This is a genomic window from Imperialibacter sp. (assembly GCF_040222385.1).
In the GTDB taxonomy this organism is placed as follows: domain Bacteria; phylum Bacteroidota; class Bacteroidia; order Cytophagales; family Cyclobacteriaceae; genus Imperialibacter.
Genome location: NZ_JAVKDF010000020.1, coordinates 1 through 16,232 on the forward strand (window position 1 = coordinate 1; position 16,232 = coordinate 16,232).

At 40.8% G+C, this 16,232-nt stretch carries 16 protein-coding genes; all 16 read right to left on the minus strand.

Annotated elements, in window-relative coordinates; genetic code table 11:
* On the minus strand, positions 1-341 hold a 341-nt coding region (locus RIG68_RS05995; protein WP_350119853.1), incomplete at its 3' end, for a hypothetical protein.
* The gene (locus tag RIG68_RS06000; protein WP_350119856.1) at positions 301-1,482 is read right to left on the minus strand and encodes a glycosyltransferase; all 1,182 of its coding nucleotides are present in this window, start codon (positions 1,480-1,482) and stop codon (positions 301-303) included. The genes RIG68_RS06000 and RIG68_RS05995, both read right to left, overlap by 41 nt.
* Positions 1,483-3,333, minus strand: coding sequence for an asparagine synthase (glutamine-hydrolyzing) (gene asnB / locus RIG68_RS06005; protein WP_350119859.1), 1,851 nt, complete (start codon positions 3,331-3,333; stop codon positions 1,483-1,485).
* A gap of 13 nt (positions 3,334-3,346) precedes the next feature.
* Positions 3,347-4,396, minus strand: coding sequence for a glycosyltransferase (locus RIG68_RS06010; RefSeq protein WP_350119862.1), 1,050 nt, complete (start codon positions 4,394-4,396; stop codon positions 3,347-3,349).
* Positions 4,397-4,492: 96 nt separating this feature from the next.
* Positions 4,493-5,422 carry a glycosyltransferase family 2 protein gene (locus RIG68_RS06015; protein ID WP_350119865.1) on the minus strand — a complete coding sequence of 310 codons (930 nt, stop codon included), beginning with the start codon at positions 5,420-5,422 and terminating at the stop codon, positions 4,493-4,495.
* 2 nt (positions 5,423-5,424) lie between these two features.
* Positions 5,425-6,297: a hypothetical protein gene (locus RIG68_RS06020; protein ID WP_350119868.1), complete on the minus strand. Its 873-nt coding sequence runs from the start codon at positions 6,295-6,297 to the stop codon at positions 5,425-5,427.
* Positions 6,294-7,160, minus strand: a complete 867-nt coding sequence (locus RIG68_RS06025; RefSeq protein ID WP_350119871.1) for an exostosin domain-containing protein — start codon at positions 7,158-7,160, stop codon at positions 6,294-6,296. Before RIG68_RS06025 ends, RIG68_RS06020 begins: the two co-directional genes overlap by 4 nt.
* A 216-nt stretch (positions 7,161-7,376) precedes the next feature.
* Positions 7,377-8,663 (minus strand): glycosyltransferase, encoded by a 1,287-nt coding sequence (locus tag RIG68_RS06030; protein WP_350119874.1) that lies wholly within the window; start codon positions 8,661-8,663, stop codon positions 7,377-7,379.
* Positions 8,660-9,394, minus strand: coding sequence for an FkbM family methyltransferase (locus tag RIG68_RS06035; RefSeq protein WP_350119876.1), 735 nt, complete (start codon positions 9,392-9,394; stop codon positions 8,660-8,662). Before RIG68_RS06035 ends, RIG68_RS06030 begins: the two co-directional genes overlap by 4 nt.
* A gap of 71 nt (positions 9,395-9,465) precedes the next feature.
* The gene (locus RIG68_RS06040; protein ID WP_350119879.1) at positions 9,466-10,500 is read right to left on the minus strand and encodes a glycosyltransferase; all 1,035 of its coding nucleotides are present in this window, start codon (positions 10,498-10,500) and stop codon (positions 9,466-9,468) included.
* A gap of 115 nt (positions 10,501-10,615) precedes the next feature.
* Positions 10,616-11,533: a nucleotide-diphospho-sugar transferase gene (locus RIG68_RS06045; RefSeq protein WP_350119881.1), complete on the minus strand. Its 918-nt coding sequence runs from the start codon at positions 11,531-11,533 to the stop codon at positions 10,616-10,618.
* Positions 11,534-12,454 carry a glycosyltransferase family 2 protein gene (locus RIG68_RS06050; protein WP_350119884.1) on the minus strand — a complete coding sequence of 307 codons (921 nt, stop codon included), beginning with the start codon at positions 12,452-12,454 and terminating at the stop codon, positions 11,534-11,536.
* Positions 12,451-13,554 (minus strand): glycosyltransferase, encoded by a 1,104-nt coding sequence (locus RIG68_RS06055; protein WP_350119887.1) that lies wholly within the window; start codon positions 13,552-13,554, stop codon positions 12,451-12,453. Before RIG68_RS06055 ends, RIG68_RS06050 begins: the two co-directional genes overlap by 4 nt.
* 2 nt (positions 13,555-13,556) lie before the next feature.
* Complete coding sequence (locus RIG68_RS06060) at positions 13,557-14,300, minus strand: class I SAM-dependent methyltransferase (protein ID WP_350119890.1); 744 nt, start codon at positions 14,298-14,300, stop codon at positions 13,557-13,559.
* An 8-nt stretch (positions 14,301-14,308) separates the two neighbouring features.
* Positions 14,309-14,893, minus strand: coding sequence for a TylF/MycF/NovP-related O-methyltransferase (locus RIG68_RS06065; RefSeq protein WP_350119892.1), 585 nt, complete (start codon positions 14,891-14,893; stop codon positions 14,309-14,311).
* 89 nt (positions 14,894-14,982) lie between these two features.
* The gene (locus RIG68_RS06070) at positions 14,983-16,230 is read right to left on the minus strand and encodes an ABC transporter ATP-binding protein (protein ID WP_350119895.1); all 1,248 of its coding nucleotides are present in this window, start codon (positions 16,228-16,230) and stop codon (positions 14,983-14,985) included.
* Positions 16,231-16,232 lie beyond the last annotated feature (2 nt).

Below are 16,232 nucleotides of genomic sequence, written 5' to 3' on the forward strand. Positions count from 1 at the left end.
ACCCCAAAACCATACCAGGCCCCTGTTGATGACTGAACAACCTCTATATTCCCTAAAAAATTAGATGCACTTATCGTGCTCTCCAATGACGCTGAAGGCAAAACACTCAAATCAGAATCGCAAAAATCCCAGGCATAGGTATCAATACCTGTGGAACTATTGACCACTTCTACATTTCCAGCAATGCAAACAAGCGAAGGCAAAGAAAAATCAACTGTTTGCGACAGAGCAGGATAAATGCCAAACAGCAAAGAGTTTAAAAAAAATGTCCAAAGAAATATTTCTCTTTTGTATCTCACACTAGAGTATGCTATAAACAAAATTATAGAATTTAACTCCATTATCGATATTAAACAGCTCCTTTGCCGAATCTCTTAGTTGACTTTTCGACCAGACTGGCATTTGCTTTGATGAAACCGTGTTTTCAACGTACTGTTGCAAAGGGAAGTCTCTACCTGCAAAGCTTGCCAGGTCTCCGATATCGTCTCCCTTATAGTAAACATATAAACCACTTGCCCAATACTCACCCAATTTGGTTGGGCATCGACCAATATTTGAAATACCGGGTTTGTAAAAAATGAAGCCTAAGTCACTTGCCATTAAAACTTTGTGTATTTCCTTGTATGTGCTACTGACCAGCCTAATCCTAGAAAACTCCTTTAGGCTTTTGAATCCGGCTAGTTGGCTGTCTTCATGGGAGGCTATAATGAAATAGTTGTCGCCCGAAAACGACAAGTATGATTCAACAATAGGGAGCAAAATTTCCACTGGGTAGTTGCCTCCAAGCGCCCCACTATACACCATCACATGTGCAGCCAAAGGGATGTCCAATCCCTTTCGAGTTTCCGAACGGATTTCTATACTAAACTCTGGAAATGAGTCAAAATCAACACAAGTAGAAGTAACTCCTATCTTTTTCTCATTTGCTACACCCAGTAACAGTATTTTGCTTTTTCCCGCTTCGGTAAGTGAAATTATATAATCGGCATATCTAAAAAAAAACCTTTCTACCTTCTTGAAGTAATAAAAGACAAATTTGTATAGTCCTTTTTCCCAGGATCCACTGTCTTTTTTTTCATCTGGCCACCATCCTCTCATGTCAAAAATAAATTTGACACCAAACTTTCGTTTCAAATAAGCCCCGAGGAAAGAAGAGATATAGCCACGACAATGGACAATGTCAAATTTCTTACTGTTGAACAAGTAAGTTTTCATATAAGATCTCGCCTCCCAAAGATTCCAAAAAGTGGATAACAAAGCTGGGCTATTTCTGTAGGAGAAGGCCTTCCAAACAATCCCTTCACTTTCCAGATCTACAGACAATGCGGACAACTTTCCCATGTCCTTTTCAAAGCTAATAATTGAGATGTCGTGGCCAAGTCTTTTGAGCCGTCTCAGGTACGGCAGAATCTGAGACTGCCCCAAAGGATCAGTCAAACCATCATAGGAGATATACACTATAGTTTTTAAAAACCCGCTCACTTACTGTTGATTATGTTTCAGCCACCAATGAAGGACTATTATTGCCCACAGCCGGTTATATAAATAGTTCTCCCCACGATTAAACCGTTTTTGGAGATAATTAACCCTGCCGTAATCAATAATGTCATATTTTTCAATAGTCGCTTTGCTCAAAAATTCGTCTGCAAGCCACTTCAGTTCATTTTTTAACCAATGCTGAATAGGGACGCCAAAGCCCCATTTTGGACGATCGAAAAGCTGCGAAGGAAGGTATTTGTTTACCAGTTGCTTCAATAAGTATTTTTGCCCTCCTTTATTGATTTTCAAGGTTGGATCTATATTTAAAGCATACTCTATCAAATGGTGGCTTAGAAGTGGTACTCTACATTCCAAGCCATAACTCATCGTTGATCGGTCTACCTTAACTAAAAGGTCATCAGGAAGATAATACTCCAAATCAAAAATGGCTTGCTTTTCCGACCCCAACAGCTCCCTCGGTAACTTTAACTTATTTGAATAAATGAAATTTCCGCCTTTCACTTTATCGATCATCAAAGTATCAATTTCTTCATTCGAGAAAAAATAGCTTTCCTGCGAGAAAATGTGATTCCGCTCGCCTTCATCATAAGTATGCCCAAAAAGTGGTGACACTCTTTTTGCTCTTCCTGATGGATGCAACCGCAGCGTTGCCCTTATGAGCTTGCCTGCCGCCTTGATATATTTTTTCTCAAGTCTATTGGCCCACATATATGACCCGTAACCATGAAAAAGCTCATCACCTCCGTCACCTGACAGCACCATCTTGACATGTGGAGCTGCTAACGATGCAACCATAAGGGTCGAAATAGCCGACGAGTCAGCGAAGGGTTCATCATACACCTCCATAAGGTTGTCAAGCAAGTCAACTGCCTGCATTTCTTTCAGTAAAAATTCATGGTGATTAGTGCCAAGATGGGCCGCTACGCTCTTAGAATAGTATGTTTCGTCAAAGGTCTTGTTTTCAAAACCTATGGAGAAAGTATTGAGCTTGCTATCCGACAATCGGGAAGCAATAGCACACACAAGTGATGAATCAACACCCCCGCTCAAAAAAGCCCCGTAGGGTACATCGCTAACCAACCTGCTTGAAACAGAGGATGTAACCAGCTGCTCGAGTTTTGTGAGAGCCTCCTCTTCATCACTTATCGTTTCACTGCTAAGAGCCTCAGAAATATTCCAATAACGTGTGATCGAAAGATTTCCCTTTAAGTCTGCAACACCATAGCTTCCAGCCGGGAACTTAAATATATTATCATAAATGCTTTGTGCTGCTGGAACATAACCAACATGCAAAAAGGCCCTGACGGCACTATGATTGATCTTTGGCAGCTGTTGAAGCATTGGAAGCAGCGCCTTAAGTTCTGATGCAAATGCAAAGCCTTCCTGCCGACTGTAATAAAGTGGCTTTTCTCCTATTCGATCTCTCGCCATCCAAACCACTTCATCTTGTTTATCATAGATCGCAAAAGCGAACATTCCATCGAACTTAGCAACCCCTTCTATCCCATACCTCAGAAAAACTTCCAATACAACTTCAGTATCTGAGCTGGTCTTCGGTCGCATATTCATTTCCCGAATGAGTTCGTTGAAGTTGTACAACTCGCCATTGTACACCATCACAAACCGCCCGCACGAACTATGGAAAGGCTGGTTCGATCTAGCATTGAGATCGATTATACTAAGTCTCGAATGAAGCAGGGTAAGCGTTTTCGAGTCGCTGTTGAAAAAACCATTTGCATCAGGTCCTCTATGTTTCAATTTTGACAAAACATCCCTGACAGTACGATCCTCCAGCCTTCCGTTGATTGAAAATGATCCGGCAATTCCGCACATTGGCTATTTCAAGTTATCCGTTGCTATAGATTTTTAAGAGTTGGGCAAAGTAGGTGTTCTGATCATATTTTCCCGATTGTTCAATGGAAAGAATCGATCTCTTAGGCAACTCATCCCTATTGGCAGAAAGTAAATCTAATGCTTTTGCCAAATCACTTTGGTTATTCTTTTCGAAATAATAAGCAGCGCTTCCTCCGGCTTCCTGCAATTCAGCAATGTCATTTAGAAGACAAGGCAAGCCTGACGCCATAGCCTCAATTAATGCCAGAGGCAAGCCTTCATGCAGCGACGTCATTAAAAACAAGTCATACCTTCCAAGCAATTGTGAGTTAATGCTGGCAAGTCCCTTCAATTTTACATTTACCCCCAGTCTTTCTATCAGAGCCAAAAGACTGGCTTCAAGATGGCCGGAGCCATATATATCAATGCTTATTTTGGTGCGGCATTTTGCTTCTGAAAGAGCCCAAATGGCGAGCGCATGATTTTTTTGCTCCCTGTAGTTACCAACCATTACTACCTTAAGCTCTGCCGATGGTTTGGGATTATATGCTGGAACAAATCTCTCATCTACAAAATTCGGAAGAACATACTCCCTGCCATTTCGATTTAAAGCCTTTGAAATCGACCGTGCGACTGTGTTTGAAACATACATCCTGACAAATCGCTTGCGGAAAGTTAGCTTGTCTGCAATCAACTGCTTATATGAAAATTCAATTGATGCAGGGTCATGAAAAGCTGTGTGGTACGAATTGATCAAATAGTCCTTTCTTCGTGCTGCAAAGCGGGATATAACGACGGATCTAAATAAGTGACTATGAATTACGTCAGGATTTTCCTTCCGGATAATCTCCCTCAGTGAGAACATTTTAACCGGCAACGGTTGATCTTTCAGACAAAAATAAGCGGCGTCAGAAATTACCTTTTTCTCCAGAGGACCGCCACCAAACAAGGTAACAACGACGCTAGCTATTTTACTTCTATCTTTCAGGAAGCCAACAGTTTTAATTATTAACTCCTCGGCTCCTCCTATTGCCATGCTATCGATAATATGTAACACCTTCATTTGTGAACCCTTTTTACCTAATAATCACCTGTTAAAATGGCAGATATTATAGCTAAGCCGCTTATAAGCCAAAGCCTCATCTGGTTTCTGGAGGAACTACCCAAAACCGAGCTTGCCAGCAACCTGTCTAAAAAACTGAATGGGGTACAGTAATATCAACCTAAAAAATCGCTGTACTATTACTCCTTTTCGTTCTCCATATCTGTCCCTTGTGAAAAGCATATCATATTCCAGCAGAAAAGAAACCCGGGAAGGAGAAATATCTATCTTATCCGTTAAGGGATCAAAGGAAAGTCTTTGTTGTTCATCAATTTTGAACAATTTCTCCTTTTTTACGCCTCTTGTCAAAAATGCTTCGTAAATCCTCCTCCTATCATTTTCAAAAAGGTGAAGGCTATTTATAGACTTAGCATCGTTGTGCATTAGCACCTCTACCAACGTTTCAGGTATGTATCGAATGCCATTTATGCCATTCTGGTTGATGTATTTAAGCCAAATATAATGATCCATCATGTAGTGAAGAGACTCCTCCAATGGCATAAATTTGTCGAAAACGTCCTTTCTCCAAAAAGTGGCTGGTTGCATAATTTGGCCTAAAGCAATAAACTCGTTGATATCCTTACCAGGCCTAGTTGATGATTTGAGTCCCGTTAAAGCACCGTTTCGTAGAAGCGCTTGGCCACAAACGATGTTTGTGGAAGTTTCCTGAAAATAGTTGTTAACAACTTCCAGCGATCCTGCTAATAATTTATCATCACTGTTGACCCAGTTTACAATTTCTCCCTCAGCATATGCGAGCCCTTTGTTGATAGCATGGCTCTGCCCACGGTCACTTTCACTTATCCAGAATTTTAGGTGACGTGAATATTTTTCAATGATCTCGACACTATTATCTGTACTTCCTCCGTCAACTATTATGTATTCCAGCTTTGGATAACTCTGGCTCAAAACTGAATCGATCGTGTCTTCAAGATACGAAGCTTGATTATAAGACGGAGTAACAATAGATATCTTAGAATATTCCATCACTAACTCCAAACTTTATATGAAAGCTTAAGCCAGTTCTTTTGGAATTTGCTACCAAACAATTTCTGAGAAATTACTTCGTCAACTTCTTTATGTCTGTCGTATTGATGCAAAGTATTGACAACCATTCCAAGTTCATTTATAACCTCATCATCTTTGTTTAAAGACACCTTATCCATCAGAGCCATAGTTAACACGTGTCCCGATTCATTTTCTATAAAAAAAGTTGGCTCAACAAGTTTTGAGTAGATGAGTAGATTATGGATAGCCTGGTCGATGCACTTAAACGGATTCTCCAAGCGAGCTATTTGGTTCAACATCTTGGTTTCATATTCTTTTATAGTTTCAATATCACCAAAAATAGTGCCGGCGCAGCTTATATAGCTGTCACCCACCACATCCAAAGCCTGCCGTCCAAACCCAGCTATTAGCCAGTCAACATTTACCTTGCTCTCCCGAAATTTGATTTTTTTTGACTCAATTGCGCAATGAAGACCGTTTGTCCACTCAAAATCAAAAGGATTACGTTGAAAATACACATCCCTTGAATCGGCGATCATCACCCTTTCATACTTGTTTTCACTTCTGGTCAAAAAATCATGAAACATCAGGTGCCGGTAGTTAAAAATGTGCATCGGTCTTTTAAGGCCTTCCATTCCCAGATCTCGCAATCCAGCATAATACGGGTACACCGGATCAAAAAACAAACATCTTACACCGTTCTTTTCCAGAGCATTTTTTGTCCGGGCTCCGCTATTGGACGCAAGAAAAATTACAACATCACCAGTATAGCCGGTTCTTTCCAGAGATTTCACAAACCTAAATAAATGATAAAAATTATAGTTAGCCGCAACGGTCAATATAAGGTTTTTCATACCACTGTATTCATATTTTGACTATGAAAATGTTTTTCAAGGTTTTTAAAAAAGCCTAAAGGTGAAATCCACTCAAGCCATACTTTTCTTATTTTTATTTGAAGGTCAACAAACTCAGATTCACTTAATTGTTCGTGGAATTTCAAAATCTTTTCGTTAATGATGGCCAGCTCATCCATTTCCACCCAAACGCAAAACTCTTTCCAGCTTATCAAAAAATCATAAGGAAGAACCAAATCTGTGTTAAGAATAACTGGTATCCTTCCGGCTGAGAGCACTTCATACAACCTGTATGAGTAATTACCGCCCCCCCTTATACACAAATTATATTGATTGTTAAAAATATTGTCAACGTACAGCTTTGTGTTTTCCCTCCTTGACAGTCGGCTATCTCCTCCGAATTCTGTGAGAATCTGAAAATCAGTGTCAATGTCAGGGCTTTTCTTTATCTGGTGCATAGCGGCAGATCTTAACTGGTGCCCCTTATGATAATACTCACGAAACCCATAGTTTGAGCCGACAAGGTGAGATACTCTATTCGCAGCCTTTTTTAGACGCTCTTTTACTGGCAAGGAGAAAGGTTCAGCTTGCCCCCTGAAACCTATCAAAGGCTTTTTTGTCTTTTGAATTGTCTTGATTGAGCCTGCCTGATATGAAAGAGTAAGATCATTTTGCCAGCAAGGCATCGAAAAGACTCGGATTCCCAAACTGGATTTATACAACGAAGTCCTAAAAACATAAGCATTCGGGAAATCTACCTCCTCATCGCTATCACTCCAAAAAAAAATGATTGTTGATTTATTGCTGTAGAGACACTCTTTCCGGAATTTAATCAAAGATTCATTTGAAGTATAATACTTCAAAAACACCTCCCAGTTGACAGGAAAAAGCAGATAATCTGCCTGCTCCTTGGTTGTCAGTTTAATCGACGAGCTTCCTGACTGAAAGAATTCCAGGAATGCTGAATGTGTGTCAGCATTCGGGCTCCCCATCAGAAATGATAGAACCGAAGTGTAGTGATCCTTACTGACTCCATCTATATTAGTGTATAAAAGCATGCAACTCCCTCCTGCTTTAGCTTACAAATTCTTGGTACGTAGCTTATTACCAGATTGCTCGTTTTGGTGAATTCTCGCATATAAGTTCAGATACGAAGCGACTTCATGAGAATCGATCCATTCATCCTTAAAATGCTTACTCGCATTGTTTCTCAGCGTACTCAATAGCTTGCTATCGCCACAAATACGTTCAATTGCATCGGAAAGACCTGATGCATTAATTTCATCGACAAGAATCCCGTTAAAATTATTGACAACCAAATCAGGCAAGCCACCAGTATTGAAGCCTACTACCGGAAGTCCGCAGGCCAATGCTTCCAAAACCGTATTGGGCAAATTGTCTTCCCTTGATGGTGCAACAAAAAAATCAGCGTTATTGTAAATCTTTGTCTTTTCAACTTCATCATGCACGTATCCGTAGGAGATAACCTCATAGGGTAGATTCAGCTCATCTGAAAACGAGCCAACGATATGAATTGCCAGCCTGTCCTTTTCAACCTTCATCTCCTGTAGGGCTGCTAACAATAAATCAAAGCCCTTCCTTTTGTTACCCACGTTTTGAGCCACGAACAATAGAATCAGTCTTGGGTCATCGGATAAAACGGCCGGTTCGGTCTCGTCGTTTTTAAACAAACCTACATTAATTCCATATGGAATATGGAATCCTTCCTTTCCTTCGAAGACCTTACTTTTTGCAGCCTGGCCAAGTAACCATTTTGACGGCGCTACATAGACTGTTCTGGAAGCTACAATCCCTCTTTGTTTTTTTGAAAGAGCCATTCGTGGTAGTATATGCCTCCAGGGTGTCGCCAGCTGAGGGCAGTTTCTACAGCCTGCAACAAACTCTTCGCACCCAGATGAGTAATGACAGCCCCCCGTGAAGGCATGCATGTCGTGCAATGTTAAAATAAATGCCTTTGGCTCAATAAAAAAGCTCTCATAGTTAACAAAGTCGGTTCCAATGTGGATTTGAATCACCTGCGCTTGTTTAAATATTGCAAGCTTATTAATTGTGTAGTGCGTTTCGGTAGTAGAAAACCACTCAAACCCCTTCGGCCTTCCTGAAAGAAAAATGAGCTTAATCCGCCAAAGGAAACGACGCTTTACAAACAAAAGAAATTTTTCAAGTTTGTTTGACGGAAACTCCTTGAAGAAGGAGTATTCCCCCTGTGACAACATAGCGTTTGGCTTGTCAATGAACAAAACTTTAGAATCAATATTGGCTTTTAGCAAGCCTCTGTGCAGTCTTATTGCTGAGTGAGCAGCGCCGCCATCGGCTATAGAGCAAATATGGAGAATGCTCATCATGAAGATTCCGACTCTCTGTAGCAAAACACATTAACCTGGAAGTCCATTCCTAAATAACTATTGACCTCAATAAAGGGCCTGCCAGCAGTTATGGAGCCTTCTTCAATATAATAACGGAACCCGGCGTCGCTAACAGCTCGGAGCAACTTATCCAATTTCTGTTGTTTGCCTTCGTAGGAATGAAACTCAAAAAAAAGATTGTTAACATTAACTAACTTGTCTTTGCAGTCAAGAATAACTTCATATTCTGCGCCTTCTATGTCTATCTTCAGGAAGTCTACTTCCTGATTTAACAGGTCACGAAGCCGTTTGCAGTTTATCTGAATTTCTCTGGAATTAACGTTTCCAGCCACCAAAGATCCGCTATCCGAACCTTCGCTGCTGAACGCTATGTTGCCTTCGGACTTCCAAACTGCTGCCTGTATCAACCTAATTCTTCTGATAACAGATTCTTCCTGAGTCAATATGTTTTTCTGAAGTGTGTTGAACACCTCAGGGTCTGGCTCGAATGCAATAATTTCGTGATCGGGATAGTTCTCTGCAAAAAAAATAACACTTAAGCCAATATTTGCTCCACAGTCTATTATCAAGCCATTAGGCTTAGCCTTAAACGAATACGACTTCCTTTCCAATATTTCGTCATACATACTTACAAATGATAAGGCATCAACAAACTGAATAGGCCTACCCGTCAGGTTTGTAAGCCCCTTAACACGCCTCTTCAGCTTCAAAAGCCTGCGTTTTTCAAAATACGTTTTCCGGTATTTTGAAGATACCAACAGATTTCGATAGTGAGGAAAATTCATTCAACAGTCGGTAAAAAGAAGTTGCTCAATTTTTCAAAAATTATGGATTTGTAATTCGTGATGCTGTGTTTTTCTCTGAAGCTATCATGAATCAATTTTGATCGTCTTGAGATTTCCTGCAATGATAGTTCCTGACTCCGTTTTATCGAATTTTCGATCCCTGCCTCAGTAACCTCAGAAATCTCAATGGCATGCGTCATATCAATACCGGCTGCCTGAGTGACTACCGGGATAAGGCCTCCGTTGGCAGCCACGGTCACTACTGATGCACAATTTCCTTCAGCCACTGACGGTACGATGACAAATGAGCACGTTTCCAACAAGTGCCTAAATGACTCACTTTCAATATCGATAAAACCATGATCATGTATGTTACCTTTAGAAAATGATTTTGAATAGAAGCGGCGGAATTCGTTCTCATGCTTACTCAGCCCGCAAATATGGAGTTCGAGATCTTTGTTTCTTTCAAAAGCCTCAATTAACAAATCTAATCCTTTGTGTAGTGCGCCTGAACTGCCAAACCACAGATATCTGGTCTTTGCCGAAGAGAAATCCTTCTCTCCTAAATTACACCCGTCCAGCAAAAATACTGATGTCTCTATCAGCTCTATTTTGCTAGCCGAACGTGGCTCGTAAGTGGATTTTGTAAAGGAGGAGCCTTTCACAATAATCAAATCGGCCAGAGCAATTTGTAAATAATACGGAAGTGGATCAACTCTTATCGATTCGGTAAGCCACAAACCATGACGACTGTGAAATTCAATTAACCTCGATATGGATTGTTGGCTCGTAAAATAAGGATAGCAACCCATCCCGTACCAAATAACTTTGCAGTGCCCTCTTTGGTGGTAAAGAAAATAGTTCTCAAGCGGTTTGCCTAAACCAAATATTATGTCGTATGTTTCGTAATCTATTCGCCTATCGCTTGTGTACTGAATAACATCCACATTGTAGCCCAACATGTCAAATACCTCTGCAAGCGCCAGTGACTCAACCTTGTTTGTATGGTCTTTTTTTTTGGCATCATACACAAACGGAAACGTTATGTACGAAATAAGGACTCTTTTTTTATTTCGTTTTGAATGAACGTTGTTTAGCAGCGCATTTACACCCTGAAACCTCAATAAAAACCTGAATAATATCTTCTTAAAATTTGGCACCAATTATATTTCTAAGCACTGTCACAAACAACATATAAATCAATCTTCCCCGTTGTTTCTCCACTGAAATTATATTATCGAACATGAGATGATCCAATCTCAAGGGCACTTCAGGTGCCAATTTTTCAGTTTTCAACTCTATTTCTTGAGTCCTCAAATGCTTAAATCTAAAATCTGATTTCGCATGAGTGCCAACATGACCAATGTTTGCCACCAAGTTGGTCCTGGGAATGATAGTCAACCCTTCCTGCTTTAATATGCTATACTGCCACGGCAACGCCCACGACGATTTCCCGTGCCGCTTCTGAAAAAGCAACATGTCCCATAGCTTGATCGAGAACAACCGGTGCCTCAAAACAGGATAAAGATCCTTTAATGGTTTCATTTTCTCTATTTCATTCATTTCTAAGTCAACTTCTTTCCAAGCACGTCGCCATGTTGCCCAACCCCAAATAGGCGCCAGTCGAGAAAAAAAATAATCTGGTTCTATCTGATATCCTACAGGCAAATAGTTAGTGCCCGAAATCATTTTTACTCGCTCATCGTCTTTGTACTGAGCTATCATTTGGCTGGCAAAATGAAAAAAACTTTGGATAGGTACGCAGTCGTCTTCTAGTATTATGCCACTTTCACAATGTGTAAAAAACCAGTCTATTGCCTCACTTACAGCAACTTTACAGCCAAGGTTCCTGTCTCTGTAAAGCGTTTTAACTTCACAAGTCCAATCTACTTTGCTAACAATATCCCGCACCTCCTGACATAAGCAATCTTCCCCTTGCCGGTCTGCCCTTGGGCCGTCCGCCGCTATAAATAGCCTATCCGGCTTAGCAACTCTTATCGCCTCAAATACAAACTTAGTTGTGTCTGGTCTATTGAATACAAGTAACAATACCGGTGTATTCATCTAAGATAAGGATTCATTAGAAAGTCGCTTTCCCATTAGACCAATAAGAGCATGAAGGCAGCCTAACATTTTATATCGATCTACACGTTTTCCTTTCACGATACGTACAATAAATTCTTTAAAATATGTTTTCTGCAACTCCAAATAGAAAGGCCAGCCTCTATACCTTCTCAAAACAACCAGAAAATTGCGCCGTTGATAATAACTCATTATCTGTTTTGTTTTGGCATTGTCATTGGTAGAGCCTCCCGATTCGTGCACCACTCTTGACGACAACACTAAGTGCGATGTAATACCTTTACTAAGCAATCTAAAGCAAAACTCAATTTCTTCAGCATACATAAAGAAGCTCTTGTCAAGAAATCCATGTTGTTCAACAATATTTAGTGGAATCAACATGCTGGAACCATGCACATTGGCTAATTCAAGGTATTCACTGGTCGCCAATGGTTGGCCATTGGTCGCAAAAAAATCCTCAACTGCCAACTTGCTGTCAAAATCAACCCGCCCATTGTTAACTGACCAAAGTGTAATTGACTGGGGTAAACCATTAAAAAAAGGAACGCTGCCATAAATGTGTCCTGAGTGTCTCAGATAATGCTTCGCCAGACAAAAAAGCGTGTTTTGCTCAACAAGAAGGTCGTTATTCAATACCCAAAACAGTTCAGCTCCAATGGTTTCGGCATAATTCAGCGCCTGGTAGTGGCCTCCGGCATATCCGGTATTGGTCTGATTTCTAATTACATGAATCTCTGGAAAAGAAAGCTGAAGAAGTTCGAATGAGTTGTCAGTTGATGCATTATCAGTAACAACAATAATGTAGTTGGTATATTTCAAAGCTCGAAGAGACTCTATACACTCCATAGTCTTTTTCGGTTTGTTCCAATTGAGAACAGAAATGCAAACCAGCGGCTCAGTCATCGCAGATAATTTTGAACAATTTTAAGCCAGTCCATCGTCTTAAGGCTCGCATCAAAATTTCTGGCCCGTTGAATCGACTTGCTGGATGTAAAAACCACAGACCGATTCATTACCTGGCTCATCGCTGAAATGAAAGCATTTATGTCATGATTGGCCACGATGATACCCATTCCTTCTTTCAAAAACTCCGAAACACCCCCGGAATTAAACGACACAATTGGCTTACCCAAAGCCGCTGCCTCAATCATCACTAATGGAAACGGATCTTCTCTGGAAGTCAATATAAAACCGTCGGCAAGATTGAGGATTTCGTAGTAGTCGTCATGTCGCTCGCCCATGAAAACTACGTTGCTCAACCCCATAGCCACCAACTGCCTTTCAACAAAAAACTTCAATCCTGAATTACCATGCCCCAACCATAGAATACTGCCACGCCCGCCCACTGCTTTGGCAATAGCGGGTATGTAATCCACTCCTTTGCGATAGTCCGGAGCTCCCGAAGCTACCCAAAGAAATCCCCACTCGGGCAGCCCGAATGATTTTCTACCAACTTTCCGTGATGCCGCTACTTTAATTGGCTCAAAATCAATTACCTCGTAAAATGTTTCAACCTGCTTGGCTCCTAATATTGATGCGTTTTTGCTTACTTCTTCCGAGCAGCCAATCACCAGCAGCGCATTGGTAATCATTAAGTCCATCTCCCTGGCGGGCATCCTGCTATACATTGATGTGAGCTCATGTAAATGAACAATGTACCGAATTCCACTCGATTTAGCCAGAAAGGCAATTTTAGGAAGGTTTAGCGTATTTATATACCACGCATCGGCTTTAAAATTTCTATGAATTCTGAGAATTCTTCTTCTCTCAAGGTTATAAGAAAGCGCCAAATCAGCAAGACGTCCAATCAGCCTCCAAAAAGTAGACACTTCAGACAAGGGATAGAAAACCTTAAAACTTCCAGAGAGCTCTTCTGAAAGTCCATTCTTTTTTTCAAAGTAAAAGGCTACATCAATATCTTCCGGAAGATGCCGAACCAGGTTTTTCAGAAAGACTTCAGCGCCGTTGTAACCTCCCAGAGGGCTAAAAATCAGAATATTCATTTCTATTTTCTTTGTGTCACTCCAAGGCGATCAGTTATCTTCCTGAATATGTTCCTGTTTTTAAGTTTAAGCTCTTTGTTCCTAACTTCAATTAGATGTCTTTTAATATCGTATAAATCTGGATGCACCAGCGACCTTACTTTTGTGGGCTTAAACTCAGCCAGCCTCTCGATTAAGCTTTTATTATTTTGATTGATATAAAGTATTGTATTTTGCTTGTAGCAAATTTCAATTTCTTTATGATTCCAAATTACTTCCCTGATAATATCAAATGGTACAAAATTTAGTTTAAGGAACATTTTTTCCCAATATTCTGGCCATTGTTCATTTATGTGATGCGTGCCCCCCTGGCCAGGGATAGCCGCAGAAAACAAAATAGCGTCGCCATGGTCTGTTAAGTTTTTGACATAAATCTCGGCAGACTTACCCGGCAGATGTTCGCCAACCTCTAAAGACATGACAAGATCATACTTCGTGTTTAGGTTAAATGCCTGAGAGATGTCAAGTGATAAAAATTCACTTTTGTTTATCAACATATTTTGGTCGAGCACGTATTCGCCGTCTATTCCCAAAATCGAGTTACAGCCAGTTTCTTGCGCAGCCGCCAGCCAAGCACCTACACCACATCCCACATCGAGAGCACTTTTTGGCTTCAGTAAATCAAAAACGAATGGCAGCACAGCTTTTGCCGATCTTAACGATGTTTTGCTTTGCCTCTGAAAAAAAGTACTTGAATACCCCCTCATCCTTGGTCTCAATTTTTAATGAAATATGCTGTCCACGAAGAGTTCATGCAGATTTTTTCTGTCCTGTCATTTTTTGACAAAAAATCGTGAACAGCTTTTGAGCAACCTTCCCAATGATAGTAGTCATCAAGTATTACAATTCCACCTGCTACCACCTTATCAAAAAGACTTTCCAAACAAGTATAGGTAGAATCATACCAGTCGCCGTCTAAGCGAAGCAATGCAATTCCGGTAGATGCAGGTATATCTTTCAGGGTGTCTTTAAACCAGCCTTTGTGAATTTTAACCTTGGTGCGTCCCGAAAGTCGCATAGCAGCTTCGGCATCTTCCAATTCCGCCCTGCAATTATCAAAATAGGTCGGCCCATTGTTATCCTTCTGCCAGGCAACCGCCTTTTGCCCGTCCTTTTCATGCGCTGGAGGCAGGCCCTCAAAGCTATCGAAAAGGTGATAGGAGCGTGAATCACCAAGCACTTCTGAAATACCAGCAATCATGCCGCCCTTCCAAACCCCGCACTCAACAATATCGCCTTTCAGCTTTTTTGCATTTTCTGAAAGAATCAAGTTGTCTACGTATACTTTCTGAGAAAGCATTGAGTAAGTATTGTATCTTCTATAGATTGCCTTATAATGTCTTTTCCGAATTATATTGTTCGAAAAATCAGAAATTCGAGTAATTAAGCTCATCCTATTGAAAATTTAATCCCGGGTTGAAAAAATAAATTAAGTTCACCTTCCGGCGGTTTACCCGAATGATACACATCAGCCTCCTCAACCTGAAACCAAAAAGCATTTCGGACAATGTCAAAACTTTTCACGCCATCATTAAGAAACAAATCGACACTAAATTTTCCCCGGCGGTAAATAAGTAGCTCCTTGAAAGAAACACTTATATAACCCTCTTTTGCTCCGTTGAGAGCTAGTTTTACATTCTGCATGATATTGTTAATGCCAATCACTGGCTGCATTGATTCGTCTCTAACTATGAAGCCTAATACAATCTGATCCAGGTCAAAGTCTAGTTTAAAACCAACCCTAAATTCCAATTCGCTACCCGACTCGATTGTATCTGCGTTTTTTCCATTCACCAGTACTTCTACATCTTGTAGTCCAAATTCCAAATCATAAGTTTTTTCCGGGTGCATTTTTAAATCGAATCTCCCGTTAGCCCTTTTGGTTGTCACCTCAATGGCGTAAAGATACTGATTGTATTGCGCCATTACTTCATTGACGTTGGAATGACACAAAACCTGCCCCTGCCCTAACAGTATACCGTCCCTACATAAGGTTTTTACGGCTCCTAGGTTGTGACTCACAAAGAGCACGGTTCTACCCTGCCCAGTCACATCTTCCATTTTTCCCAAACATTTTTTTTGGAATTCAGCATCGCCCACGGCCAGTACTTCGTCGATAATCAAAATGTCTGGATCAAGATGTGCGGCCACGGCAAATGCCAATCGAACCTTCATCCCGCTACTGTAATGCTTAACGGGAGTATCAATGAATTTCTCCACGCCGCTAAAGTCAACGATCTCATCAAACCTTGCTTTTACCTCTTTGCGCTTCATACCTAGCAGCGTTCCGTTTAAAAAGACGTTTTCTCTACCGGTAAGCTCGGGATGGAAACCTGTGCCTACCTCAAGCAGTGAAGACACTCGTCCGTTAATTTCAATGGAGCCTCTGGTCGGGTATGTGATCCTCGATAAGATTTTCAGTAACGTGCTCTTTCCGGCTCCATTCTTTCCGATGATACCAACAGCTTTACCTTTTTCTATCTCAAAGTTTACATTTCTTAGCGCCCAAAACCCTTCTTCTTTCAGACTCTGACCCAACCTAAAACCTCTAATAGATTCTATTATTGAAGCGGACTTAGTTTTCCCAAGAGCGTATCCCTTCCATAAACCGTTCACCTTAATCGCAATCTCCTCCATAA

Coding starts and splice junctions, on each gene's coding strand:
- RIG68_RS06010 (WP_350119862.1), bottom strand. CDS start 4,396: ATGAAGGTGTTACATATTATCGATAGCATGGCAATAGGAGGAGCCGAG.
- RIG68_RS06015 (WP_350119865.1), bottom strand. CDS start 5,422: ATGGAATATTCTAAGATATCTATTGTTACTCCGTCTTATAATCAAGCT.
- RIG68_RS06030 (WP_350119874.1), bottom strand. CDS start 8,663: ATGATGAGCATTCTCCATATTTGCTCTATAGCCGATGGCGGCGCTGCT.
- RIG68_RS06050 (WP_350119884.1), bottom strand. CDS start 12,454: ATGACTGAGCCGCTGGTTTGCATTTCTGTTCTCAATTGGAACAAACCG.
- RIG68_RS06055 (WP_350119887.1), bottom strand. CDS start 13,554: ATGAATATTCTGATTTTTAGCCCTCTGGGAGGTTACAACGGCGCTGAA.
- RIG68_RS06065 (WP_350119892.1), bottom strand. CDS start 14,893: ATGCTTTCTCAGAAAGTATACGTAGACAACTTGATTCTTTCAGAAAAT.
- RIG68_RS06070 (WP_350119895.1), bottom strand. CDS start 16,230: ATGGAGGAGATTGCGATTAAGGTGAACGGTTTATGGAAGGGATACGCT.
- RIG68_RS06020 (WP_350119868.1), bottom strand. CDS start 6,297: ATGAAAAACCTTATATTGACCGTTGCGGCTAACTATAATTTTTATCAT.
- RIG68_RS06060 (WP_350119890.1), bottom strand. CDS start 14,300: ATGAGGGGGTATTCAAGTACTTTTTTTCAGAGGCAAAGCAAAACATCG.
- asnB (WP_350119859.1), bottom strand. CDS start 3,333: ATGTGCGGAATTGCCGGATCATTTTCAATCAACGGAAGGCTGGAGGAT.
- RIG68_RS06045 (WP_350119881.1), bottom strand. CDS start 11,533: ATGAATACACCGGTATTGTTACTTGTATTCAATAGACCAGACACAACT.